This window comes from Bordetella sp. BOR01 (assembly GCF_019218885.1).
GTDB lineage: Bacteria > Pseudomonadota > Gammaproteobacteria > Burkholderiales > Burkholderiaceae_B > Bordetella_A.
The window spans coordinates 1-22,363 of sequence record NZ_JAHUWT010000002.1 but is presented as its reverse complement, the minus strand read 5'-3'; the positions used below and the strand labels follow the sequence as shown (position 1 = coordinate 22,363).

Sequence of the window (22,363 nt, the reverse complement as noted above, 5' to 3'; positions counted from 1 at the left end):
GATACCGGGTTATAGGGCCAGCCATTGGGCCGGATCCACCGGAGCGCCACGATAGCGAATTTCAAAGTATAGGCCCGATTCCACCTGCCCGCCGGTGGCGCCCACCGTGGCAATGGTGTCGCCCGCGGCGACCGGGTCCCCGACCTGCTTGAGCAGGCTCTGGTTATAAGCGTACACGGTCAGGTACTGCTTGCCGTGGTCGACGATGATCAGGTTGCCGAATCCGCGCAACCAGTCGGCGTAGACCACCGTGCCCGGCGCCACCGCCTTGACCGGCGTACCGGCGGCCGTGCGCAGCACGATACCGCGCCAGACACCGCCATCGGGCCGGTCGACCCCGAAACGCCCCTGTACCGTACCACGCACCGGCAGCGGCAGGCCGTGGCGCAGGCCGTTGCCGCCCCCCGGCGGGGGCGCGGCCGCGCGGCGCGGCGCCGGTTGCCGATCGTCGGCTTCCTGGGCTTCGTCGGCTGCGTCGGCCTTATTGGCTGCGTCGGGCGCCTGGTCGGCCGAGGGGCCGGGCCGCGTGTCGGCCGGCACCGCCACACGGTCTTGCCCGGCCGGTTTCAGGCCGGCGGCATCGGGGTCGGCCAGCGCGACGGGGCCACGTTCGCGTTCGCGCTCACGCTCGCGCGCGGCGGCGGCTTCGACTTGTTCGCGCGCCCGGGCCGCGTCGCGCGCTTCTTCGCCGCGACGCGCCTGGGCGGCCTGGCGCGCGGCTTCGGCCTGGCGTGCAGCTTCGGCCTTGCGGCGTTCTTCGGCCTGGCGCGCCTCTTGGGCACGCCGTACGGCTTCGGCGCGCTGCCGGGCCTCTTCGGCGCGGCGCGCCGCCTCGGCCTGTTCGGCAATGGCTTTTCCCAGATCGCCGATCAGGTGCGACAGGCGGCTGTCGTCGCGGCCCAGTTGGCGGGCCTCGGCGCGTTGCGCGGCAATCTGCCCTTCCAGCTGCGCCAGCAGCGTGGCGCGCTCTTTCTGCTGGACCACCAGCTCGGCTTTCTGCTCGGCGGCCTCGGCCACCATGGCCTGGATGTCGGCCCGGCGCGCATCGGCCTGGGTCTGCAGCTGTGCCAGGCGATCGATGTCCTGCCGCAACGCCTGCACCGTCTGGGCGCGGGCTCGAGATACATAGCCCAGGTAACCCAGGTTGCGGCCCAGTTGCTGGGGATCGTCGCCCGACAGCAGCGCCGTCCAGGGCGACAGGCCGCTGGTGTACTGGGTGCGCAACTGTTCGGCCAATTCAGTGCGGCGCTGCTGCAAGACCTGCTGCTGCTCGCCGATCTGGCGCTCGATATTGGCCAGGTCGGCCTCGGCGCGGCGATTGTCGTCGGCCAGGTCGCGCAGCCGGCGATTGATGCGCGAAATGGCCGACTCGGACGCTTTCAGGGCATCGGCCGCTTCTTTGCGGGCGGCCTCGCGGTCTTCGATGTTCTTTTGCAGCGAACCGATGCGGTCGCGCAGCGCGGCTTGCTGCTTTTCGGCCTGGGACTGGCGGTCGGCCAGTTCCGATGCCGCCGCCATGGCCGGCCATGGCGTCGCCGCCACAGCCGCCATCAACAGCAAACCCGCCACAAACCGCATGAATCAGTCCTTTTTCGCCTTGCCCTGGGCCGCCACCGCCGCCATGGCGGCTTCGATTTCGGCGGCATCGCCCAGATAGTAATGGCGGATCGGGCGCAGCGCTTCGTCAAGTTCGTATACGAGCGGCTGGCCGGTGGGAATATTCAGCCCCACGATGTCGTCTTCCGAGATATTGTCCAGATGCTTGATCAGGGCGCGCAGGCTGTTGCCGTGCGCGGCCACCAGCACCCGGCGGCCGGCGCGGATGGCCGGCGCGATCGAATCGTTCCAGAACGGCAGCACGCGGGCCACGGTGTCTTGCAGGCACTCGGTGGCCGGAAGCTGGTCGGCCGGGATCTTGGCGTAGCGGCTGTCAAAGCGCGGATGGCGCTCATCGTCCAGGGCCAGGGGTTCGGGCGCGATCGCATAGGCGCGGCGCCAGATCAGGACTTGCTCGTCGCCATACTTGGCGGCCGTCTCGGCCTTGTTCAGGCCCTGCAGATTGCCATAATGGCGCTCGTTCAGGCGCCAGCTGATGCCCACCGGGGTATACATGGCGTCCATGGCATCCAGGGCGATCCAGAGCGTGCGGATGGCCCGCTTCAGCACCGAGGTATAGGCCAGGTCGAATTCGTAGCCCTCTTTCTTGAGCAGCTCGCCAGCCTTGCGGGCCTGTTCGCGGCCGGTATCGGTCAGGTCGACGTCGGTCCAGCCCGTGAAGCGGTTTTCCAGGTTCCACTGGCTTTCGCCGTGGCGCATCAGAACGAGTTTGTACATGGTTTTCAGCCGCGCGCAGGCGGGTTTTAAGTTGATGGATCCGCTCATTTTATAATTGACTGCTTTTGCCCCTGGTTTTCCCCCCGACAGACGGTAGGCACCGCACGCCGGCCCAGGCCGGGCCGCCGTTTCCAGGCAGGCTGCGCACCCGTTGCAGGCCCGCCGCATTTCAGTTCAGGAACTTCCGTGGATCTTTTGCAATTCTTGGTAGACAAAAACAACATTTTCATCGTGGCCGTGGCCTTGGCATCCGGCGTCATGCTGGCCATTCCCGCCCTGCGCAAGGGCCGCAGCGGCTCGGGCATCAGCACATCCGAGGCCATCCAGATGGTCAACCAGCGCCAGGCCGTATGGGTCGACGTGCGCCCGGTCGAACAGTTCCGCGCCGGCCACATCGCCCAGGCACGCAATATGCCGGCGGCCGAGGTCGAGCAAAAAGCCGGTTCGCTGCCCAAGAACAAGCCCCTGGTGCTGGTTTGCGAATCCGGACGCGATGCCGGCCGTATCGCCGGCCGCCTGCGTTCGCAGGGGTTCGCCGAAGTGGCCGTCATGGAAGGCGGCATGCGCGCCTGGTCGTCGGCCGGCCTGCCCGTCACCCAGAAATCCTGAACCGGAGCCCCGCATGGACAAGGTTGTCATGTATTCCAAGGATTATTGTCCGTACTGCGCGCGCGCCCAGGCCCTGCTGAAGCAGCGCGGTGCGGACGATCTTGAGATCATCCGCATCGACCAGGACCCGGCCCAGCGCGACATCATGATCGAGCGCACCGGCCGGCGCACCGTGCCGCAGATTTTTATCGGCGACAAACACGTCGGCGGCTGCGACGACCTGATGGCGCTGGACCGCTCCGGCGGCCTGGCGCCGCTGCTCAACGGCTGACGGCCGCTCGCGACTCTATTTCTTTTGCCCACCCCCAACCCGGAAATTCTCATGGCCGAACAGGATCAAAACACCCAGCAAGCAGGCGGCGACGCGCCTTCGTTCAACCTGCAGCGCGTCTACCTGAAAGACCTGTCGCTGGAAATGCCCAATGCGCCGCACGTGTTCCTGGAACAAGAGCAGCCGCAAGTCGAGGTCAGCATCAACGTGGGCGGCCAGCGCCTGGCCGAAACGGTGTTCGAATCCACCGTCACCGCCACCGTCACGACCCGCATCAACGACAAGGTGCTGTACCTGATCGAAGGCACGCAAGCCGGTATTTTCGAACTGGCCAACATCCCGGCCGAGCAAATGGACGCGCTGCTGGGCATCGTGTGCCCGACCATGCTGTATCCCTACTTGCGTGCCAACGTGGCCGACGCCATCACCCGCACCTCGCTGCCGGCGCTGCACCTGGCCGAAGTGAACTTCCAGGCCCTGTACGAGCAGCGCCTGGCCGAGCTGGCGCAGCAGCAAGGCGGCAACAACGGTTCCGACTCCGGCATCATCCTGCCGGCCGGCACCACCCGCCAGTAAGCCTGCCCACTGCCCCATGAGCCGACCACCCGCCCCCTTGAGCGTCGCGGTTCTGGGCGCGGGTAGCTGGGGCACGGCGCTGGCCGCCGTGGCCAGCCGCCGCCATCGCGCCGTATTGTGGGCGCGCGATGCCGCCCAGGCGAGCGCCATGGCTGACGCCCGCGAGAACACCCGCTACCTGCCAGGCATCACCCTGCCTGATGCACTGGCCTGCACCAGCGACCTGTCGGCGGCCCTGGCGCCACTGGCGGCCGAGCCGGCCCGCGCCCTGATCATCCTGGGCGTGCCGGTGGCGGGGCTGCAGGCCACCTGCCTGGAGCTGGCGGCACGCCTGCCGGACCTGGGCCTGGCCCAGGTGCCGATCGTCTGGACCTGCAAGGGCTTCGAGGCCGGCACCGCGCGCCTGCCGCATGAAATCGTGGCCGATGCGCTGGCCGGCATTCCCGACGCCTGCGGCGGGGTGCTGTCGGGCCCCTCGTTCGCCCGTGAAGTCGCCCAGGGCCTGCCGGTGGCGCTGACCATCGCCAGTACCCACACCATCGTGCGCGAGGCCACCACCCGCGCCCTGCATGGCGGCGCGGTGCGCGTTTATGCCAGCACCGATGTCGCGGGCGTGGAAGTCGGCGGAGCGCTGAAGAATGTCATTGCGGTCGCCTGCGGCATTGGCGACGGGCTGGCGCTGGGCACCAATGCGCGCGCCGCCCTGATCACCCGCGGCCTGGCCGAAATGAGCCGCTTCGGCATCGCGCTGGGCGCGCAGCCCGAGACCTTCGCGGGCCTGACCGGCCTGGGCGACCTGGTCCTGACGGCCACCGGCGAGCTGTCGCGCAATCGCCGCGTCGGCCTGGAAATCGGTGCCGGCCGCAAGCTCGACGACATCCTGGCCAGCGGCATCACCGCCGAAGGCGTGCGCTGCGCCCGCGCCGCCCTGCAGCGCGCCCAGGCGCTGGGCGTGGAGCTGCCCATCACCGAGGCGGTATGCGCGGTGCTGTTCGACGGCGTGGCACCCATGACCGCCGTGTCGGCCCTGCTGGCGCGTGAGGCTCGGCTGGAGTGATCCCCCCCCGAAGCGCTGCGCGCTTCCCCCCCAGGGGGGCGACGCTGGCGGACCGGCGGAGCCGGATCCGCGGCGTCCCCGGTCGAGCCACACTGGTTTCATGCGACGCGAGTGCCGTATGGCGCAATGGACAACTGATGGGCCAACGATAAACTTTCACGTCGGGCTCGACTCTCGATTCACACCAGACAAATAACCAAACCAGATACCAAAGGAGCTTCCGCCATGTTTTCCGTCCGCCCCTTGCGGGCCGGCGCGCTGCTGCGCCGCCTTGCCCTGGCGCTGGCCGCCGCCACCCTGCTGCCGGCCGCTGCCCAGGCCGAATGGCCCGACCGCCCCATTCACATGGTGGTGCCGTTCCCGCCGGGCTCGTCGCCCGACCTGCTGGCGCGCACGATTTCCGAACCGTTGGCCCAGGCACTGGGCCAGCCCGTGGTGATCGACAACAAGCCCGGCGCCGGCGGCAACATCGGCACGCGCATCGTGGCCAAGGGCACGCCCGATGGCTACACCTTGCTCTACACCATCAACGGCCCGCTGGTGACCGCACCCACGCTGTACAGGAAGACGCTGGGCTACGACCCGCTGAAAGACCTGGCGCCCATCACCCTGGTCGCCACCAGCCCCAATGTGCTGACCGTGCCCGGCAATCTGCCGGTGGCCAATGTGGCCGACTTCGTCAAGCTGGCGCGTGAGCGCAAAGGCGCCCTGAACTACGGGTCGGTAGGGCCGGGCAGCTCGGCCCACCTGGCCATGGAGATGTTCAAGAACGAGGCCAGGATCGACCTGGCGCACATTCCGTATTCCGGCTTTCCGCAAGTGATCAGCGCCATCATCGCCGGCGACGTGCAGGCCGGCTTCATGGTGCCCGCCATCGCCATGCCGCAGGTGCGCAGCGGCAAGGCCAAGGCGCTGGCCATCACCAGCCTGGAACCGAGCGAATCGCTGGCGGGCATTCCCACCATGGACAAGCAGGGCTACCCGGGTTTCGAGGCGATTTCCTGGAACGCCATCCTGGCCCCCGCCGGCACGCCCGCCCCCATTGTCGAGCGCCTGAACCGCGAACTGGCCCGCATCATCGACAGCGCAGCGGTGCGCAAGCAACTTGCGCAGCAGTACTTCACGGCGGCGCCGTCCAGCCCCCAGGCGCTGACCGATCGCATCAAAGACGAACGCAGCCGTTGGGATGCGGTGATCGAACGCTTGAACCTTACGCTGGATTAAGGCGTATGCCGGCCGGGCTATTGGCGCTTGACGACAAACCGCAGGCCCACCCCCGGCTCGGTCGCGATGTAGCGCGGCGCCGAGGCGTCGTCACCCAGCTTTTGCCGTAGCCGTCCCACCAGGATGCGCAGATAATGCGCATCCTCTACGTGGGTCGGCCCCCAGATCGCTTTCAGTATTTGCGACTGGGTGACCAGGCGGCCCGGCTCGCGGACCAGCAGCGAGATCAGCGCGAATTCCTTGCGCGTCAGCGACACCGGGCTTCCCTCGAGGATGACCTCGCGTTTCGCAAGGTCGATGCGCAGCACGCCGTCGTCGTGGATCGGCCCGGCCTCTTGGTGAAAGCCCGTGGTGCGCAGAAACGCGCGGATGCGCGCCATGAGTTCGTCGACGCCAAAAGGCTTGGTGACGTAATCGTTGGCGCCGGCATCCAGCAAGGCGACTTTTTCCCGCTCGTCGGAACGCACCGTCAGCACGATGACGGGCACGTCGGACCACTGCCGAAGTTCCTTGAGCACTTCGCCGCCGTCCTTGTCGGGCAAGCCCAGGTCCAGCACGACCAGTTCGGCTCCCTTGCTGGCCAGCAAGGTCAGGCCCTCGCGGCCGGTCGCGGCCAGCAGGGTGTCGTATCCTTGCGAGCGCAGGCTGATGTCGATGAACTTGCGTATCTGCGGTTCGTCGTCGATGATCAGGATGCGGGCAGCCGGCATGCCCGCCGTCGATTCACTGGATTGATTCATGCCCGTTCGCTTCGTGACGAGTGGGCCAGCCCCACGGCAGGATTATACGGATGGTGGTGCCCTGGCCGTCCGGGCCGGGCAGGGCCTCGACACTGCCCATGTGCGCGCCGACGATGCCCTGCACGATCGTCAGGCCCAGCCCGGTGCCCTGCCGGCCGCGGTCGCCGCGTTCGACGCTGTAGAACATATCGAAGATCCGGCGCCGTTCGTCTTCCGGAATGCCGGGGCCCCGATCGGAAACATCGATCCGCAGCCGGCCGTCTTCCTCTTTACGGACCCACACCCGGACCGGCTGGCCGGGCGGCGAGAACTTCGCCGCGTTCTCCATCACGTTGAACAAGGCCTGCTCGATAAGGGCGGGATGGACATGGATCGGCGGCAGGTCTGCAGGGATGTTGTATTCCACCCGCACCGCGGGTTCGTACCGCTGCAAGCGCCGGGACGCGGACCCCACTAGTTCGTCCACGCCGATCCAGTCGCGCGCCAGCGTGAGGCCTTGCTGGCCCAGCCGCGTCATATCGAGCAGGTTCTGGATATAGCGATCCAGCCGCTCCCCCTCGACATGGATGGTTTCCAGCAGGCTTTGCTGGTCGTCGGGGCCCATGTCATTGCCATAGCGCGCCAGGCTCTCGGCGGCGCCGATGATCGACGACAGGGGCGAGCGCAAATCGTGCGATACGGACGACAGCAGTGCGGAACGCAGCCGCTCGGTCTCGCTGGTGACCCGGGCGACTTCCAGCTCGGACACCAGGCGGGTGCGCAGCGCCGCCTGGCCAATGTCCTCGACCATGCTCTCGGCCAGGCGGCGCTGCTCGAACGACAGCCGCCCCATGTCCGACGGGAACTTCAGTCCCACCACGCCGATCGTGTCTTGCTCGGAACGCACCGGCAGGAACCACCACTCCGAGCTTGTCAGGGTATCGGTGTAACGGCCGCTCATCTGGCCGTGCTTCTGCGTCCAGTCCGCCGCGGCGAGATCCATCTCGCCAAGCTGGCCAGCGGCCGCGGCGGGGTCGGATTCACCATTGATGCGTGCCCACGCCTGCGCCTGCAGCGTCGATTTCAGCATGCCCGAGCCCGCCGCGATGACCTGCCCCAGGTCAGCGGCCTTCGAGAGCTTGCGGCCCAGATTCTGCATGGCCGTGGCGTGGTTGTTGGCGGCGCGCAGCGCCACCACTTGCATGCGCATGCGCGAGGCCAGCCGCCCCGCGATGATGGCCGCGGCCAGGAAGAACAGCACCGTGGACAGGCCGCGCGGCGCGTCGATCCGCAACGTGAAGCGAGGTTCGATAAAGAAGAAGTTGTAGGCCACGAAACACAGCAGCGCGGTGATCAGGGCCGACACCATGCGCGTACGGGCAGCCACGAACATGACGGCCACCAGGAACACCATCGACAGGTCTATCAAGCCCCAGTAACGTTCCGAGAAAGCCGCGGTCAGCGTGGCGACCAGGCTGGCCAGCAGGATCAGCAAGGGCTCGTGCCGGGCCATCTGCAGCCGGGTCCGAAACGGCCGCAGCCGTCTCTGCGCCCGCCTCTGGGGCGCGCTGACGATGGTCAGCTCGTAGGGCGCCCCCCGCTGCAGCAGTTGTTGCGTCAGCGTGCGATTGAAAATACGGGCAATCGGACGTTCGCGGGTACGGCCGATGACGATGGACCGGGCGCCGCGCGCCGCGGCCGCATCCAGCAGGCCCTGCACGACATCCGTGTTGTGCAGGATCTCGGTTTCTCCACCCAGATTGCGCGCCAGCGCGAAGGCCTTGTCGATTTCCAGCAAGCGCTGCTGCTCGCCCCGCAGTTCCGCGCCGGCCGACGCGGCCGCGCCGCCGGGATCCGGCCCGTTGGCAAGCATTGCAGAAGCGCGCGCGGTGTCCACAGTGACGACCGACCACGGCGCCCCGCGACGCTCCGCGATCCGGGCGCCCGCGCGTACCAGGTACTCGGAATGCCCCAGGCCATCGATGGCGATCAAGACGTGGCGTTGCACCGCAATGCCATCCAGCCCTAGCGCCGTGCGCGCTTCGCGCAGGTCCACATCGACGTGGTCGGCGACGGTCTGCATAGCCAGTTCGCGCAAGGCCGTGAGATTGGACGGCGAGAAAAACGCCTGCAGGGCCTGGGCCGCCTGCTCGGGCAGATAGACCTTGCCCTGGTTCAGGCGCTCGATCAGCTCGCGCGCCGGCAGGTCCACCAGCCGGATATCGCGCAGCCGGTCCAATACCGTATCGGGCACGGTTTCGCTGACCCGGATGCCAGTAATCTGGTGCACCACGTCGTTCAGGCTTTCCAGGTGCTGCACGTTGACGGTGGTGTACACGTCGATGCCCGCGTCCAGCAGTTCCTGCACATCCTGCCAGCGCCGTTCGTGCCGGCTGCCGGGCACGTTGCGATGCGCCAGCTCGTCGACCAGGGCGATGGCGGGTTTGCGTGCGAGCAGGCCGTCGAGATCCATTTCCTCGAGCGGCCGGCCCCGGTACATCATGGCTCTGCGCGGTACGGACGGCAGGCCATCGGCCATGGCCTGCGTTTCTTTGCGTCCGTGCGTCTCGACTATGCCGATGACCACATCGATGCCCTGGCGCCGGAGCTCGCGCGCCCGCGCCAGCATGGCGTAGGTCTTGCCGACGCCAGGAGCCGCGCCCAGGAATACCGTCAGGCGGCCCGCCGCCTGACGCTTGAGCTCGCCCAGCAAGGCGGCGGCCTGTTCAGTCTTCCGGTTTTCCATGGCGCGTCAGGGCATCGGAGGTGGTGGCCGGGAAGTATCGTACGGCGGCGCACTGCCCGTGGCAATGGCGCTGCCCGCCTGCGCCGGGCGGCTGCTCGACGCCACGCTCGAACCGCTCGCTGACTTGCCGAGGCGTACCCGGCCTGTTCATTTTCCGGCGCCTGCTCGGATCGCGCCGGGCTGGGCGCGCGCCGCCAGTTCGTCGAGCGCCAGGTTCAGGTTAAGCACGTGGACCCGGGGTTGCCCGAAGACGCCGAATTGCAGGCCTTGCGTCTGTTCCGCCACGAGCTGGTCTACGACGTCGCGGCCCAGCCCCCGCGCCCGGGCCACCCGTTCGGCCTGCAGGGCCGCGCCCGCCGGCGTGATGTGCGGATCGATGCCGCTGCCCGATTGCGTGACCAGGTCGCCGGGCACCGCCGCCGGATCGACGCCTTCACGCTGCGCCACCTCGGCGCGCGCCTCGTCGACCCGCTTGCGCAGGTCGGGGTTGGTGCGGGCCTGGTTGCTGCCGGCCAGCGCCATGGGGTTATAGCCGGCGGCCGAGGGACGGGGGTGGAAGTACTTGTCGCCGCTGAACGGCTGCGCCACCAGTTCGGACCCCACCACCCGGCCCCCGCGTTCGAGCACGCTGCCATTCGCGGCATAGGGAAACAGCGCCTGCCCGATTCCCACGCCCGCCAGTGAATAAAGAAACCCGAACCCGATCAACGACAGGGCCGTCAGTCCGATGGCGCCGCGCAGGACGCCTTGGTCGAAGACCGAAGCCTGGGTGGCGGGCCGGGCCCGCAAATTGCCTGAAGTCGCCGTAGTCATGATCAACCTTTGAATTTAAATAGAGAACAGGCTCGACAACACGAGGTCGATGAGCTTGATGCCGACGAACGGAAGCAGCAGGCCGCCCACGCCGTAGATCAGCATGTTGTTGCGCAGCAAATGGGTGGCGCTGGCCGGCTTGAAGCGCACGCCGCGCAAGGCCAGCGGAATCAGCGCCGGGATGATGATGGCGTTGAAAATCAAGGCCGACAGCACCGCGCTGGCCGGGCTGGACAGGCCCATCACGTTGAGCGCGGCCATTTGCGGGATGGCTGCGGCAAACAGGGCGGGCAGGATGGCGAAGTACTTCGAGACATCGTTCGCCAGCGAGAAGGTTGTCAATGCGCCCCGCGTGATGAGCTGCTGCTTGCCGATTTCCACCACGGCCAGCAGTTTGGCCGGATCGGAATCCAGGTCGACCATGTTGCCGGCTTCCTTGGCGGCCTGCGTGCCGGAATTCATCGCCAGGCCGATGTCGGCCTGTGCCAATGCGGGAGCATCGTTGGTGCCATCGCCCACCATGGCGACCAGCCGGCCGCCGGCCTGTTCGGCCCGGATGCGGGCCAGCTTGTCTTCCGGCCGGGCTTCCGCAATGTAGTCATCCATGCCCGCGTCGGCGGCAATGCTGGCGGCGGTCAGCTTGTTGTCGCCGGTGATCATCACGGTCTTCACGCCCATCTCGCGCAGGCGCGCGAAGCGCTCTTTGATCCCGTGCTTGATCACATCGGACAACTCGACCACGCCCAGCACGTATCGGCCATCGCTGACCACCAGCGGGGTGGCGCCCTTGCGCGCCACGTCGTTGACGCGCGCCTCGAGTTCGCCCGGCACGGCGCCGCCCAGCGTGCCGACGTGCCGGGTAATCGCGTCGATGGCGCCTTTGCGGATCACCCGATCATCACTCATATCCAGGCCCGACATACGCGTTTGCGCGGTGAACGGCACAAACCGCGCCTGTGCCGGATCGGCCAGTGTCTCACCCTGCTCGCGCGCCAGTTTGACAATGGACTTCCCCTCGGGAGTCGGATCGGCCAGCGACGCCAGCAGTGCAGCCTGGCGCAGCCGCGCCTGGTCCACGCCGGGCAGCGCGTGAAACGCGGTGGCCTGGCGGTCGCCGTAAGTAATGGTGCCGGTCTTGTCCAGCAAAAGTACGTCCACGTCGCCAGCCACCTCGACAGCCTTGCCCGACTTGGCCAGCACATTGGCCTTGAGCGCGCGGTTCATGCCCGCAATGCCGATGGCGGGCAGCAGGCCGCCGATGGTGGTGGGAATCAGGCACACCAGCAATGCGACCAGAAGAACGACGTTGATATCGACGTTGACGAAGCCGCCGATGAACGGCAGGGTGCCAACCACGATGAGGAACGTCACCGTCATCACGGCCAGCAGAATGCCCAGCGCAATCTCGTTGGGCGTCTTCTGCCGGTTGGACCCTTCCACCAACGCAATCATGCGGTCCAGGAAGCTGTTGCCCGGTTCCGCCGTGATGCGCACGATGATCCTGTCGGACAGCACCTTGGTGCCGCCGATCACGCCGGAACGGTCGGTTCCCGCCTCGCGCAGCACGGGCGCCGACTCGCCCGTGACCGCCGCCTCGTTGATAGACGCCAATCCTTCGACGATCTCGCCGTCGGCGGGAATCAACTGGCCTGCCTCGACCAGCACGCGGTCGTCCGGACGAAGTCCGGCGGCCGGCACGGCTGTCTCCTGGCCATCCTGGCCGAGGCGGCGGGCGATGAGATCCTTGCGAGCCTTGCGCAGCGACGCGGCCTGGCCGCGCCCACGCGCTTCGGCCACCGCCTCGGCAAAATTGGCAAACAGCACCGTGACGAACAAGATGCACGTGACCGCCCAGCCGAAGCCCGCGCCGGTCCAGCCGGCCAGCGTGGCCGCCGCCGTCAGGAGGGTGCCGAGCCACACCACCGCCATGACGGGATTGCGAATGGCGTGCCGGGGCGCCAGCTTCACCACCGAGTCGATCAGGGCCGGCATCAGGCCGAACCCGCTTTCTGCAGGACTGCGTGCGCCCTGCGCCATATGCTTGGTAGTCATTTCAAAGTTCCTTCAACGGGCCAGCAGCGACATGAGCGAAAGATGGTCGGCCACGGGCCCCAGCACCAGTACCGGCATGAACTGCAGCAGCGTCAGGATGACGATGATCCCGATCAGCGTCAGGGCAAAAGTCGGCGTCTCGACGGGCAGGGTCCCCGATCCTTCGGGCGCCTGGCGTTTGCGCGCCAGCATGGCGGCAATGACCAGCGGAATGACCAGGGCGGGAAAACGGCCCGCGGCCAGCACAATGGCGCAGCTCACGTTCCACCACACCGTGGCGTCGCCCAGGCCCTCGAAGCCCGAACCGTTATTGGCGAAAGCCGACACGTACTCGTAGAACACCTGGCTGATGCCGTGAAAGCCGGGATTCGAGTTGCCGGCCAGGCCTGGAACGGCCAGCGTGAAGGCGGTGAAACCCAGGATGACCAGCGGCTGCCACAGCACCAGCAGCGCAAGCAGCTTGACCTCGGGCCCTTCGATCTTGCGCCCGAACAGTTCCGGGGTGCGCCCGGTCATGAGGCCCGCCAGGAACACGCTCAACAGCAGGTACACGATGAACTGCTGCAGGCCGCAGCCCACGCCTCCCCAAACGGCGTTGATCAGCATGTTGCTCATGGCGACCATGCCCGTCAGCGGCGCGGCCGAGTCCAGCATCATGTTGACCGAACCATTGTTGACCTGCGTGGTCATGGCGGCCCAGAGCGCCGAGGCGTCCACGCCCAGGCGGACCTCTTTGCCTTCCATGAGGGCGATGTCGGATGCGGTGGAGGAATATCCCTCCGTCCACATGGCCAGGCCCGCCGAGATGACCGACATGGCCAGCATGGTGCCGAACACCATGGCGCCGAACTTGCGTCGGCCGGTGAGCGGGCCGACCATGAAAATGATGGATACCGGGATCAACGCGATAGCCAGCACTTCCAGGAAGTTCGACAGCGGCGTCGGGTTTTCCAGGGGCACCGTGCTGTTGGGGCCGTACCAGCCGCCGCCGTTGCTGCCCAGCTGCTTGATGGCCACCATGGGCGCAACGGGTCCGACCGGAATTTTCTGTTCCGCCAAGGCTTCGCTGGCTTCTACCGGACTGGCCAGCAGGCCTGCCGCCAAGGTGGCAGGCACCCCCTGCCAGGTCAGCAGCGCGGACCAGACCAGGCACAGCGGCAGCACGAACCGCAGGGTGGCGCGGATCACGTCCGCCCAGTAGTTGCCCACGTCGATCTTGGCGCCGGCATGCTCGCCCTGCCCCTGCCCCTTCGCCTGGCGGCCGCCGAACAAGCCGCGCAGCGTGGCCGCCACCACGGCCAGCCCCATCACCGGAGTGACCACCTGCAGCCCCACGATGCCGGTCATCTGCGACAGGTAGGAAAGCTGCCCCTGCCCGGAATAGTGCTGCTGGTTGGTGTTCGTCAGGAACGACATCACAGTGTGCAGCGCCAGGTCCCAACTCATGTTCGGCACTTCGTCGGGGTTCAGCGGCAACCAGGCCTGTGTCGTGAAGATGATCCAGACCACAATGGCGAGCAGCAGGTTGCTCAGCAGGAAAGCGCTGGAATAGCCGCGCCAGCTCATTCCCACTTCCGGGCGCGTGCCCAGCATGCGATAGAGGGGTCGTTCGATCCACCCGAACAAGACATCGCTGCGCAAGGCATCGCCGCGCATCACTGCCGCGAGATACCGGCCCAGCGGCCAGCCCAGCGCGATGAGCAGCACAAGAAACACGGCATATTCAATCATGATAGAAATTTCCGGATGATCATGGCGGCACGAAAACAGCAGCCATGAGTAGCTTGCTTAGAAGGCGGCCTGGACCGCGAATTCGACGCGCGATCCCGCCGCGCCGGGAAACAGCCGCTTGGCGGCGGAATCGGTGCCGTGCAGCGTCAGGCGCGCCTCGAACGGTGCCTTGAAGGCCCACACCACGCCCACGTAGCCATGCGTGTAGCTGTCGGCGTAGTCACTATCCAGGAAGTAATGGGCGATGGCGCCTTCGACACGCCATTGCTCGTCGATCGGATAGCGGGCGCCCAACTGCACATAGGTACCCGTGGTGTCGCTGGCCATGGCGTTGTCTGAAACCCCCAATGCCAGCCAGTAGTTCTGGCGCCAGGTGACGGCGGCATTGATTTCATTCCAGTTGAGATCGACGTCGGCGGACGGGTATTGATAACGCAGGAAATAAACATCCAGCGCCCAGTCCTGGGCGATGTCTCCATTCCAGCCCAGCGCAAGATCGAACTCGCTGGACGCACCGTTATCCGGCTTGAACTTGACGTTGGAGCCCCAGACGGATCCATACAGGCCCGATTCGTGGGCATACTTGATGCCGGCCTGCACCGCCGGATCTTCTTGCGTCTGCGAGGAACCGCGCCAGACGTAGTCGGAGGTCACTGTCGCCGAGCCGGTAACGTCGGCGGCCGCGCCATGCGCCGCCGTCAGAAGTAGAAAACCCGCCGAAAAAGAGACAGCCGTGGAAGGTAGCGAAGAGTGTTTGCGCTTCATGTTGCCTGGATGACAAACGGCGAAATAGCCATCCGAAATTCTGCGACCGGTGCCCGTATATTTTCCATTCCACAATCCGGCCTCTACATAAAATCTGCGTAAATTCTGCGGCGTGAAGTCTTTTGGCGCGACGGTCGCGGACGACGCGACTGCGTGGCGCCGGGCAATCTGCTACCGTCGCAAGACAGCCAGCGCCGCCGGAGCTCCGCGCATGAAAGTCCTGATCGCCCGCCTGAACCACGAGACCAATACGTTTTCGCCGGTGCCCACGCCCCTGGAGGCGTTTGGCGAACATGGCCCCGACTATGACGAGGCCGCTTATCGCGCCAATCACGGCCAACGCACCGCCATGGCGGCTTTCATCGACCTGGCCCAGGCTCGCCAGGCGGCCCTGGTCACGCCGGTGTCGGGCTGGGCCTATCCCAGCGGGCCCGTGGCGGCCGACGCCTACGAGCAGATGTGCGCGCGCATCATCGCCGCCGCGCCGGGCTGCGATGCCATCCTGCTGGACCTGCACGGCGCCATGGTGGCCGAACACTGCGACGACGGCGAAGGCGAGCTGCTGCGGCGCGTGCGGGCCGCGGCGCCCGGCGTGCCCATCGGCGTGGCGCTGGACCTGCACGGCAATGTCACCCAGGCCATGATGGACAACGCCGACGTGATCGTCGGCTTCAAGACCTACCCGCATGTCGACATGTACGAAACCGGCGACCATGCCGGCCGCCTGCTGTTCGACATGCTGGATGGCCGCTGCCGGCCCATCCTGGCCTGGCGGCAATTGCCGCTGATGACCCATACGCTGCGCTCGGCCACCGGCCAGGGCGCCATGCGCGCGGCGGTCGAGGCCGCCGGCCGGCTGGAAAGCCAGGGCCTGCTGGCCGTATCGGTGCTGGCCGGCTTCAGCCTGGCCGACATCGAGCGCCCCTGCATCAGCGTGATCGCCGTGGCCGACGGCGATGCGGCGGCTGCCGATCGCGCCGCCGCCCAGGTGGCGGCGCAGATCTGGGACCAGCGCGACGGTTTCGTATACCGCAGCGACCCCTTGGATGCGTCGTTGGCGCGCGCTGTCGGCATGGCCGCAGGGCAAGACCGCCCCGTGCTGCTACTGGATCACGGCGACAACTGCAATTCGGGCGGCACCTGCGACACCACCGCGGTACTGGAAGCCGCCTTGGCAAAGGGCCTGGGCGGCATCCTGGCCGGGCCGCTGTGCGACCCCGAGGCCGTGGCGCAACTGATCGCGGCGGGCGTTGGCGCGCGCGTGTCAGTGCCGGTAGGGAACAAGCGTTCGCTGGCGCACCTGGGCATCCACGTCCGGCCGTTCGTGCTGGACGGCGTGGTGCGCACCATTACCGACGGCCAGTACCGCATCAGCGGCCCCACCTATACCGGCATGCTGTGCCATATGGGGCGCACGGCCGTGCTCGATACCGGGACGGCCTGCCTGGTGTTGTGCGAACGTCCCCACGAACCCTGGGACCTGGGCGTATTCGAAAGCGTGGGACAAGACCCGCGCGGCGCCCGCTACCTGTTGTTGAAGTCGCGCATGTACTGCCGCCCGGTGTTCGTGCCGATCTCGGCCGGCCTGGTCGAATGCGACAGCCCCGGCGCCACCACATCGGATTACGGCATTTTCCCGTACCGCAAGCGCGCGCGGCCCCTGTACCCGCTGGAACCCGCCCTCTACGATGGCCGCTAGCTAGCGCGCCCCGCTAGCCCCCGCCGGCGTAGCCGTTCTGGCGCCACGCCTCGAATACGGTGACCGCCACGGCATTCGACAAGTTCAGGCTGCGCTGGCCTGCCCGCATGGGCAGGCGCAGGCACTGCTGCGGCGCAAACAAGGCCATGTGCGCATCGGACAGGCCCGCAGTCTCGCGGCCGAATACGAATACATCGCCCGGGCCGAATGCCACGTCGGCCACATTGCGCTGCGCCCGGGTGGTCAGGGCGTAGATATGCGCGGCCCCGGCCCCCGTGGCGGCCAACGCATCGGGCAAGCTGTCGTGCACCTGCACAGGTTGCCATTCGTGATAATCGAGCCCGGCGCGGCGCATGCGCGCATCATCGAGCTGGAAGCCCAGTGGGCGCACCAGGTGCAATTGCGCACCGGTATTGGCGCACAGGCGGATGGCATTGCCGGTGTTGGGCGGGATTTCGGGGCAGACGAGTACGACGTGAAACATGATTCCATCCTGGCGCGCGGACGGCCCGCGGCGCATGATGCCCGCTATTGTGCCAGGGTGCCGGCAGGGTTATGCCGTTGCAAACCCGTCCTTTCAGAAAAGCGAAGCAAAATCCGGCAGCCAACGGCACGCGCCGCCCGCGCATTGCGCCACAATAGACAGCTTCAGTGCAGGTGCCAGGCCTGGGCAACATACCGACACGACGGAGACCTATCTTGAAGCGTTACCAGCTCTACATCGATGGCCAGTACGTCGACCCCGCCTCGGGCGAGTGGTTCGAGTCCGATAACCCCTGCGACGGCAAGCCCTGGGCCAGCATTCCCAAAGGCAACGCCGAAGACGTGGACCGCGCCGTGCAGGCGGCTCACCGCGCCGGCCGCGAGGGTCCGTGGGCCAGCTACACGCCCAGCCAGCGCGGGCAATTGCTGCATCGCCTGGGCGACCTGATCGCCCGCGATGCCGAAACACTGGCGCGCACCGAAGTACGCGACAACGGCAAGCTGTACGCCGAAATGGCCGGCCAGCTGAAATATATGCCGCAATGGTTCTATTACTACGGCGGCCTGGCCGACAAGATCGAAGGCACCGTACCGCCCATCGACAAGCCCGGCCACTTTGGCTATACCCGCCGCGAGCCGCTGGGCGTGGTGGCCGCCATCACCCCCTGGAATTCGCCGCTGCTGCTGCTGACCTGGAAGATCGCGCCGGCGCTGGCGGCGGGCTGCACGCTGGTACTGAAGCCATCGGAATTCACGTCGGCGTCCACCCTGGAATTCGTCAAGCTGTTCGAAGAGGCTGGTTTTCCGCCCGGTGTGGTGAACGTGGTCACCGGCTTTGGCGCCGAGGTCGGCACGCCGCTGGTCACGCACCCGCACGTGCGCAAGATCACTTTCACCGGTTCGGACGCCACCGGCCGCCTTATCAATGAACAGGCCGCGCGCGGCTTCAAGCACGTCAGCCTGGAACTGGGCGGCAAGTCGCCCAACATCGTGTTCGACGACGCCAACCTGGACGACGCCGTCAATGGCGCGGTGTCCGGCATTTTCGCGGCCACCGGCCAGACCTGCATCGCCGGCTCGCGCCTGCTGCTGCAAGACAGCATCTACGACGCCTTCGTCGAAAAACTGGTGGCACTGGCGCGTACCGCCAAGATGGGCGACCCGATGCAGGCCGACACCCAGGTCGGCCCCATCACCACGCCGCCGCAGTACCGCAAGGTGCTCGAATACATCGACATCGCCCGCCAGGAAGGCGCGCGGCTGCTGCTGGGCGGCGAACCCGTGCGCGAAGGCCCCTGGAAAGACGGCCGCTTCATCCAGCCCACCATCTTCGGCGACGTCGACAACGCCATGCGCATCGCGCAGGAAGAAGTGTTCGGACCGGTGCTGTCCATCATCCGCTTCAAAGACGAAGACGAAGCCGTCCGGCTGGGCAACGACGTGCGCTTCGGCCTGGGCGCCGGGGTATGGACGCGCGACATCGGCCGCGCGCTGCGCATGGCCGAACGCATCCAGTCGGGCACGGTATGGGTCAACACCTATCGCCTGGTCAGCTACCTGATGCCGTTCGGCGGCTACAAGGATTCGGGCCTGGGCCGCGAAAGCGGCATCGATGCCATGCGCGAATACCAGCAGGTGAAAAGCGTGGTGATCAATGCCGGCGCGCCGGTGGGCAACCCGTTCGTGATGCGCTAGCGGCCGGGGGCGGGTCAGCCCGCACCGGCGTGCGCGCGGCCACCAGCACCGTGACTTCCGCAGCGCCGGCTTGCAGCAGGGCACGCGCGGCGGCGTCCACGGTGCTGCCGGTGGTCATCACATCGTCGACCAGCCCCACGCGGCATCCTGGCACGGGCTGGCCGCAATGGAACAAGCCCTGCGCGCCCTGGCGGCGTGCCTGGCGGTTGCCGGCAGCCTGCCGCGGGCCTTCGCGCACGCGCTGCAGTACGCCGCGCCGCAACGGCAATCGCAACGCGGCCGCCAGGCCGGCGGCCAGTTCGGCTGCCGGATTGAAGCCGCGCCGCCGCAACGAGGCCTGGCTGGACGGAATCGGGATCAATAGCGTGGCAGGGTGCAGGCGCACCACCTGCCGTGCCGTGGCGTCGGCCAGCAGTTGCGCCAGTGCGGTCGCCAACCCGTAGCGCCGTTCTGCCTTGTAGCGGCCGATCAGGCTGTCAAATGGCGGTTCGTAGTCGAACGCGGCGATGGTGCGGGTAAAGGCGGGGGCGGCGCGGGCGCAGTCTGGGCAGCTTTGCGCGGCCGCCTCCAGCCGCAAGGCACAGCGCGCGCAGCGGGGGCCGCCATCGTGCATGGTGCGCCCGATATCGACGGCGCAGCCCGGGCACAGCAGCCCGCCCGCGGCCAACCCGCCGCACAGCGGGCAATCCGAGGCCAGGCCGGCCAGCATGCGCCGGGCGGCGGATCGCAACGGGAACAGAAGGCGCGAATGGGCAATAATGGGCGACATGACGGCTGGTCCGAGCACCGAACGGCCGATATCACATCACGCTTTTGCAGCGCCGCCGCCCCGCGGTGCGCCCTTCATGTCACAGTCTTCACCCGAATCCCCGCCTACCCTGCCCCTGGTGCCCGCCCACGTCGTGCGGCAATTCTCGCGCCGCGGCGACTTGTCCGACGCGCAATTCCTGTATGGCGAAATCGCCCGTCGCATGCTGGGGCGGCTGCAATACATACGCCTGCAACCGGCCGCCCTGCTGGATGCCGGCTGCGGCGCCGGCGACAACCTGCCGCTGCTGCGCGAGCGCTACCCCCAGTCGACCTACCTGGGCCTGGACGCCAGCGAAACCCTGCTTGAGCACGCCCGCCAACGCCATGCGGCCGGCAGCGTGGCCGATTGGCTGGGCAAGCTGGTGGGCCGGCGCGGCAACGGCCCGCGGTTCGTACGCGCCGACCTGGCCGACACCGGCCTGGCCGCCGAATCGCTGGACCTGGTGTGGTCCAACCTGGCGTTGCACTGGCACCCCACGCCGCATGCGGTACTGGCCGAATGGCGCCGCGTCCTGAAGGTGGGCGGGCTGGCGATGTTTTCCTGTCTAGGGCCGGCCACGCTGCGCGAACTGCGCCAGGCGCTGGACGACGCCGGCCTGCGCACCGCCACGCCTTCGTTCGTGGACATGCACGACTTCGGCGACCTGCTGGTGGAAAACGGCTTTTCCGACCCGGTCATGGACCAGGACACCCTGACACTGACGTACCGCAGCCCTGAACGGTTGCTGCAAGATATACGCGCGCTGGGTGGCAACCCCGCGCGCGACCGGCGCCGCGGCCTGGCCGGGCGCGGCTGGCGCGACCGCCTATGCGCCGCGCTGGAAGCGCAGCGCAATGCCGAAGGTGTGATCCCGCTGACGATCGAAGTGGCCTACGGCCATGCCTGGCGCGCCGCCGCACGGCGCAGCGCCCCGGGCGAGACGCGGCTGTCGGTCAGCGCCATTGGCGGACGCCGGGCTGGCTGAGCGCCCGGCCGCGGCTCAGTGCAGGCGGTCGGGCCGCCAGCCCGGCGTGACGCCGGCTTCCGGCGTGGCCAGGGCCTGCACCCCAAGCACCGGCTCGGACGTGGCGCGGATACGGCGCCGTGGCACCTCGGCCGCCGTGCTGCTGGTATCGCGTTCGCCGCGCCATATGCGCGCCATCGATTCAACCACCAGCGGCAGGTCGCGCACCCGGTGGAACTGGCTGCGCAGCCAGCGGGCATCGTTGCCATTGCGGATGGATTCGTCGCGCAGGGCCGCCAAGATGTCGCCGGTACCCAGTTCGTCGGCAATGGGCATCAGGCGCTGGAACAAGCTGCGCAAGTGGTCGATCAGGCGCAGGCGCTGGCCGTCCGGGGTGACGTAGCTGCCTTGCAGGCCGAAGCGGCAGGCCTGGAAATGATTGCTGCGGTAAGCCAGCCAGGCAGTCTGCGCCGGTTCGGGCTCGCGCGAGACCAGCACCGCCAGCGCCTGCGCGAACGCGGCCAACTGGCAGGCGCGTTCGACGGTCAGCGGCGTATCGCACACGCGGATCTCGACCGTGCCGAATTCGGGCTTGGGACGGATATCCCAGTACAGGTCCTTGATGCTTTCGGCCAGGCCGCTGGCGCGCAGTTGCGCCATGTGGGCCTCGAACCGGTACCAGTCGGTAACGTCGGCCGGCAGGTGGCCGGCCAGCGGGAAGCTGCTGACGGCATTCAGGCGGCAGCACGAGAACAAGGTATCCACGCCTTCGTAGTAGGGCGAAGACGCCGACAAGGCAATGAAATGCGGCACGTAGGGCGACAGGCTGCGCACCATGCGCACCGCCGCGTCCCCCGAGGGCACGCCCAGGTGGATATGCTGGCCGAACACCGTGAACTGGCGGGCCAGGTAGCCGTACATCTCGGCCAGGTACTGGAACCGGGGCGAATCGGAAATGGCGCGTTCTTGCCAGCGCATGAAGGGGTGGGCGCCGCCGCCGGCCACCGAGATGCCCACGGCGTCGGCAGCCTCGCACAGGGCATCGCGCATTTCGCGCATTTCGGCCAGCAGGCCCATGGGGTGCTCGTGCACCGAGGAATTCAGTTCGATCATGGACCGGGTGATTTCAGGCTTGACCCGGTCTGCAATGGGATGGTTCGCCATTTGGGCGAGCAGTTCGTCGGCGGCGGCGGTCAGGTCGAAACTGCGCGGATTGATGAGTTGCAGCTCGAGCTCGATGCCGAGCGTATTGGGGGCGGACGAAACGAACGGGATCTGTTCCATCTCCGACTCCTTCAGAATGCGTTGGTGGGGGCGCATCGTTCGGCCTTGAAGCCCGGCAGCTGCCCGGGGGGCTCTTGACGACGTCTTATGTCTGCATGATAGCCGCAACTTTATGTCGGGAAGATTCGAAATCGTGACATTTGTGGGCAACTTCGAGAATCATTGCGTTTTTCTCTGTGACGCCATTGTGAGTAAACGCTCACAGCCCAATAACGGAGCGGGTGGCAGCCGGATACCCGGCGCAACAGCGCGAAAATCGCGGATATCCGACGGGGATGGGATAACCCTTACAAGGGTTATCCCTTATATTTTGAGGCCTGTCGTTGACCGAATCGTGACAGGATCCGGCGGCTCGATCCCCTATTTGAAAGCGGCCGCCGGATCGTCCGAACCGCTGCCGTAGACACCGCTGCCGTAGCTGCTGTCGATCTCGATCTTGACCGTACTGGGATCGACGGTAGAGGCGCCGGCCTTGTAGTGCATGACCATGCCGGGGAAGATCATCACCGCGGCCACCATGATCAGCTGGATCACGATGAACGGCACCGAGC

The 22,363-nt window shown here is 67.2% G+C and carries 20 protein-coding genes and 1 pseudogene; 8 read left to right on the top strand and 13 right to left on the bottom strand.

Translation table 11 applies throughout. The features are described 5' to 3' along the window. Positions 1–9: 9 nt before the first annotated feature. Both KW845_RS07905 and gpmA read right to left on the bottom strand, forming a co-directional pair. Complete coding sequence (locus tag KW845_RS07905; protein WP_218368687.1) at positions 10–1,578, bottom strand: murein hydrolase activator EnvC; 1,569 nt, start codon at positions 1,576–1,578, stop codon at positions 10–12. A gap of 3 nt (positions 1,579–1,581) precedes the next feature. Then, positions 1,582–2,334, bottom strand: coding sequence for a 2,3-diphosphoglycerate-dependent phosphoglycerate mutase (gene gpmA / locus KW845_RS07900; RefSeq protein WP_218368686.1), 753 nt, complete (start codon positions 2,332–2,334; stop codon positions 1,582–1,584). Positions 2,335–2,520: 186 nt separating this feature from the next. On the opposite strand from gpmA, the gene KW845_RS07895 reads away from it, so the two are divergent. The 5 genes from KW845_RS07895 to KW845_RS07875 all read left to right on the top strand — a co-directional run bounded on the left by KW845_RS07895 (position 2,521) and on the right by KW845_RS07875 (position 6,071). Continuing rightward, on the top strand, positions 2,521–2,943 hold the full coding sequence (locus tag KW845_RS07895; protein WP_218368685.1) for a rhodanese-like domain-containing protein: 423 nt from the start codon (positions 2,521–2,523) through the stop codon (positions 2,941–2,943). A gap of 13 nt (positions 2,944–2,956) precedes the next feature. Further along, entirely contained in the window at positions 2,957–3,214 is a 258-nt protein-coding gene (gene grxC / locus KW845_RS07890; protein ID WP_218368684.1) for a glutaredoxin 3, read from the top strand. Positions 3,215–3,265: 51 nt separating this feature from the next. After that, entirely contained in the window at positions 3,266–3,790 is a 525-nt protein-coding gene (gene secB / locus KW845_RS07885) for a protein-export chaperone SecB (RefSeq protein ID WP_218368683.1), read from the top strand. Positions 3,791–3,806: 16 nt separating this feature from the next. Next, a complete protein-coding gene (locus KW845_RS07880) occupies positions 3,807–4,847 on the top strand; it encodes an NAD(P)H-dependent glycerol-3-phosphate dehydrogenase (protein WP_218368682.1) in 1,041 nt (346 codons plus the stop codon). 225 nt (positions 4,848–5,072) lie between these two features. After that, positions 5,073–6,071, top strand: coding sequence for a tripartite tricarboxylate transporter substrate binding protein (locus tag KW845_RS07875; RefSeq protein WP_218368681.1), 999 nt, complete (start codon positions 5,073–5,075; stop codon positions 6,069–6,071). Between the two features lie 17 nt (positions 6,072–6,088). Here the strand turns inward: KW845_RS07875 and KW845_RS07870 are convergent, their stop codons facing one another. From KW845_RS07870 to KW845_RS07840, 7 genes are read right to left on the bottom strand one after another with little or no spacing between them, the layout of a single operon-like run. After that, positions 6,089–6,811 carry a response regulator gene (locus tag KW845_RS07870; protein ID WP_218368680.1) on the bottom strand — a complete coding sequence of 241 codons (723 nt, stop codon included), beginning with the start codon at positions 6,809–6,811 and terminating at the stop codon, positions 6,089–6,091. Further along, positions 6,795–9,536, bottom strand: a complete 2,742-nt coding sequence (locus KW845_RS07865) for a sensor histidine kinase KdpD (RefSeq protein WP_218368679.1) — start codon at positions 9,534–9,536, stop codon at positions 6,795–6,797. The genes KW845_RS07870 and KW845_RS07865 overlap by 17 nt, the downstream gene beginning before the upstream one ends. Further along, entirely contained in the window at positions 9,517–9,687 is a 171-nt protein-coding gene (locus KW845_RS07860) for a hypothetical protein (protein WP_218368678.1), read from the bottom strand. Before KW845_RS07860 ends, KW845_RS07865 begins: the two co-directional genes overlap by 20 nt. After that, positions 9,684–10,349, bottom strand: coding sequence for a potassium-transporting ATPase subunit KdpC (gene kdpC, locus KW845_RS07855; protein WP_218368677.1), 666 nt, complete (start codon positions 10,347–10,349; stop codon positions 9,684–9,686). Before kdpC ends, KW845_RS07860 begins: the two co-directional genes overlap by 4 nt. Positions 10,350–10,364: 15 nt before the next feature. Continuing rightward, a complete protein-coding gene (kdpB, locus tag KW845_RS07850) occupies positions 10,365–12,386 on the bottom strand; it encodes a potassium-transporting ATPase subunit KdpB (RefSeq protein WP_218369958.1) in 2,022 nt (673 codons plus the stop codon). A gap of 27 nt (positions 12,387–12,413) precedes the next feature. Next, entirely contained in the window at positions 12,414–14,132 is a 1,719-nt protein-coding gene (gene kdpA / locus KW845_RS07845) for a potassium-transporting ATPase subunit KdpA (RefSeq protein ID WP_218368676.1), read from the bottom strand. 57 nt (positions 14,133–14,189) lie between these two features. Continuing rightward, positions 14,190–14,897: a TorF family putative porin gene (locus KW845_RS07840; RefSeq protein WP_218368675.1), complete on the bottom strand. Its 708-nt coding sequence runs from the start codon at positions 14,895–14,897 to the stop codon at positions 14,190–14,192. Positions 14,898–15,108: 211 nt separating this feature from the next. Here KW845_RS07840 and KW845_RS07835 point away from each other — a divergent pair, with 211 nt between their 5' ends. Then, positions 15,109–16,596 carry a M81 family metallopeptidase gene (locus tag KW845_RS07835; RefSeq protein ID WP_218368674.1) on the top strand — a complete coding sequence of 496 codons (1,488 nt, stop codon included), beginning with the start codon at positions 15,109–15,111 and terminating at the stop codon, positions 16,594–16,596. A 13-nt stretch (positions 16,597–16,609) separates the two neighbouring features. On the opposite strand, the gene KW845_RS07830 is transcribed toward KW845_RS07835, so the two are convergent. After that, positions 16,610–17,080 carry a tRNA (cytidine(34)-2'-O)-methyltransferase gene (locus KW845_RS07830; protein WP_218368673.1) on the bottom strand — a complete coding sequence of 157 codons (471 nt, stop codon included), beginning with the start codon at positions 17,078–17,080 and terminating at the stop codon, positions 16,610–16,612. Positions 17,081–17,295: 215 nt separating this feature from the next. Here KW845_RS07830 and KW845_RS07825 point away from each other — a divergent pair, with 215 nt between their 5' ends. Continuing rightward, a complete protein-coding gene (locus KW845_RS07825; protein WP_218368672.1) occupies positions 17,296–18,774 on the top strand; it encodes an aldehyde dehydrogenase in 1,479 nt (492 codons plus the stop codon). Here the strand turns inward: KW845_RS07825 and KW845_RS07820 are convergent. Next, positions 18,731–19,543: a ComF family protein gene (locus KW845_RS07820; protein ID WP_218368671.1), complete on the bottom strand. Its 813-nt coding sequence runs from the start codon at positions 19,541–19,543 to the stop codon at positions 18,731–18,733. The two genes, KW845_RS07825 and KW845_RS07820, sit on opposite strands and share 44 nt — an antisense overlap. Before the next feature lie 76 nt (positions 19,544–19,619). Between KW845_RS07820 and KW845_RS07815 the strand changes: the two genes are divergently transcribed. Continuing rightward, positions 19,620–20,549: a methyltransferase domain-containing protein gene (locus KW845_RS07815; protein ID WP_218368670.1), complete on the top strand. Its 930-nt coding sequence runs from the start codon at positions 19,620–19,622 to the stop codon at positions 20,547–20,549. A gap of 15 nt (positions 20,550–20,564) precedes the next feature. Here KW845_RS07815 and KW845_RS07810 read toward each other — a convergent pair whose 3' ends face one another. Together KW845_RS07810 and KW845_RS07805 are read right to left on the bottom strand one after the other, a co-directional pair. After that, positions 20,565–21,812 carry a YbdK family carboxylate-amine ligase gene (locus tag KW845_RS07810; protein WP_218368669.1) on the bottom strand — a complete coding sequence of 416 codons (1,248 nt, stop codon included), beginning with the start codon at positions 21,810–21,812 and terminating at the stop codon, positions 20,565–20,567. A gap of 360 nt (positions 21,813–22,172) precedes the next feature. After that, positions 22,173–22,363 (bottom strand): annotated as a pseudogene (locus tag KW845_RS07805) (C4-dicarboxylate ABC transporter); the annotation flags it as partial.

Bases quoted from the DNA above. Each gene is read 5' to 3' on its own strand.
- gpmA (WP_218368686.1), bottom strand. From the start codon at position 2,334: ATGTACAAACTCGTTCTGATGCGCCACGGCGAAAGCCAGTGGAACCTG.
- KW845_RS07830 (WP_218368673.1), bottom strand. From the start codon at position 17,080: ATGTTTCACGTCGTACTCGTCTGCCCCGAAATCCCGCCCAACACCGGC.
- KW845_RS07875 (WP_218368681.1), top strand. From the start codon at position 5,073: ATGTTTTCCGTCCGCCCCTTGCGGGCCGGCGCGCTGCTGCGCCGCCTT.
- kdpA (WP_218368676.1), bottom strand. From the start codon at position 14,132: ATGATTGAATATGCCGTGTTTCTTGTGCTGCTCATCGCGCTGGGCTGG.
- KW845_RS07815 (WP_218368670.1), top strand. From the start codon at position 19,620: ATGTCACAGTCTTCACCCGAATCCCCGCCTACCCTGCCCCTGGTGCCC.
- KW845_RS07840 (WP_218368675.1), bottom strand. From the start codon at position 14,897: ATGAAGCGCAAACACTCTTCGCTACCTTCCACGGCTGTCTCTTTTTCG.
- kdpB (WP_218369958.1), bottom strand. From the start codon at position 12,386: ATGGCGCAGGGCGCACGCAGTCCTGCAGAAAGCGGGTTCGGCCTGATG.
- KW845_RS07820 (WP_218368671.1), bottom strand. From the start codon at position 19,543: ATGTCGCCCATTATTGCCCATTCGCGCCTTCTGTTCCCGTTGCGATCC.
- KW845_RS07870 (WP_218368680.1), bottom strand. From the start codon at position 6,811: ATGAATCAATCCAGTGAATCGACGGCGGGCATGCCGGCTGCCCGCATC.
- KW845_RS07835 (WP_218368674.1), top strand. From the start codon at position 15,109: ATGAAAGTCCTGATCGCCCGCCTGAACCACGAGACCAATACGTTTTCG.
- KW845_RS07810 (WP_218368669.1), bottom strand. From the start codon at position 21,812: ATGGAACAGATCCCGTTCGTTTCGTCCGCCCCCAATACGCTCGGCATC.
- KW845_RS07880 (WP_218368682.1), top strand. From the start codon at position 3,807: ATGAGCCGACCACCCGCCCCCTTGAGCGTCGCGGTTCTGGGCGCGGGT.
- KW845_RS07905 (WP_218368687.1), bottom strand. From the start codon at position 1,578: ATGCGGTTTGTGGCGGGTTTGCTGTTGATGGCGGCTGTGGCGGCGACG.
- secB (WP_218368683.1), top strand. From the start codon at position 3,266: ATGGCCGAACAGGATCAAAACACCCAGCAAGCAGGCGGCGACGCGCCT.
- grxC (WP_218368684.1), top strand. From the start codon at position 2,957: ATGGACAAGGTTGTCATGTATTCCAAGGATTATTGTCCGTACTGCGCG.
- KW845_RS07865 (WP_218368679.1), bottom strand. From the start codon at position 9,536: ATGGAAAACCGGAAGACTGAACAGGCCGCCGCCTTGCTGGGCGAGCTC.
- kdpC (WP_218368677.1), bottom strand. From the start codon at position 10,349: ATGACTACGGCGACTTCAGGCAATTTGCGGGCCCGGCCCGCCACCCAG.
- KW845_RS07860 (WP_218368678.1), bottom strand. From the start codon at position 9,687: ATGAACAGGCCGGGTACGCCTCGGCAAGTCAGCGAGCGGTTCGAGCGT.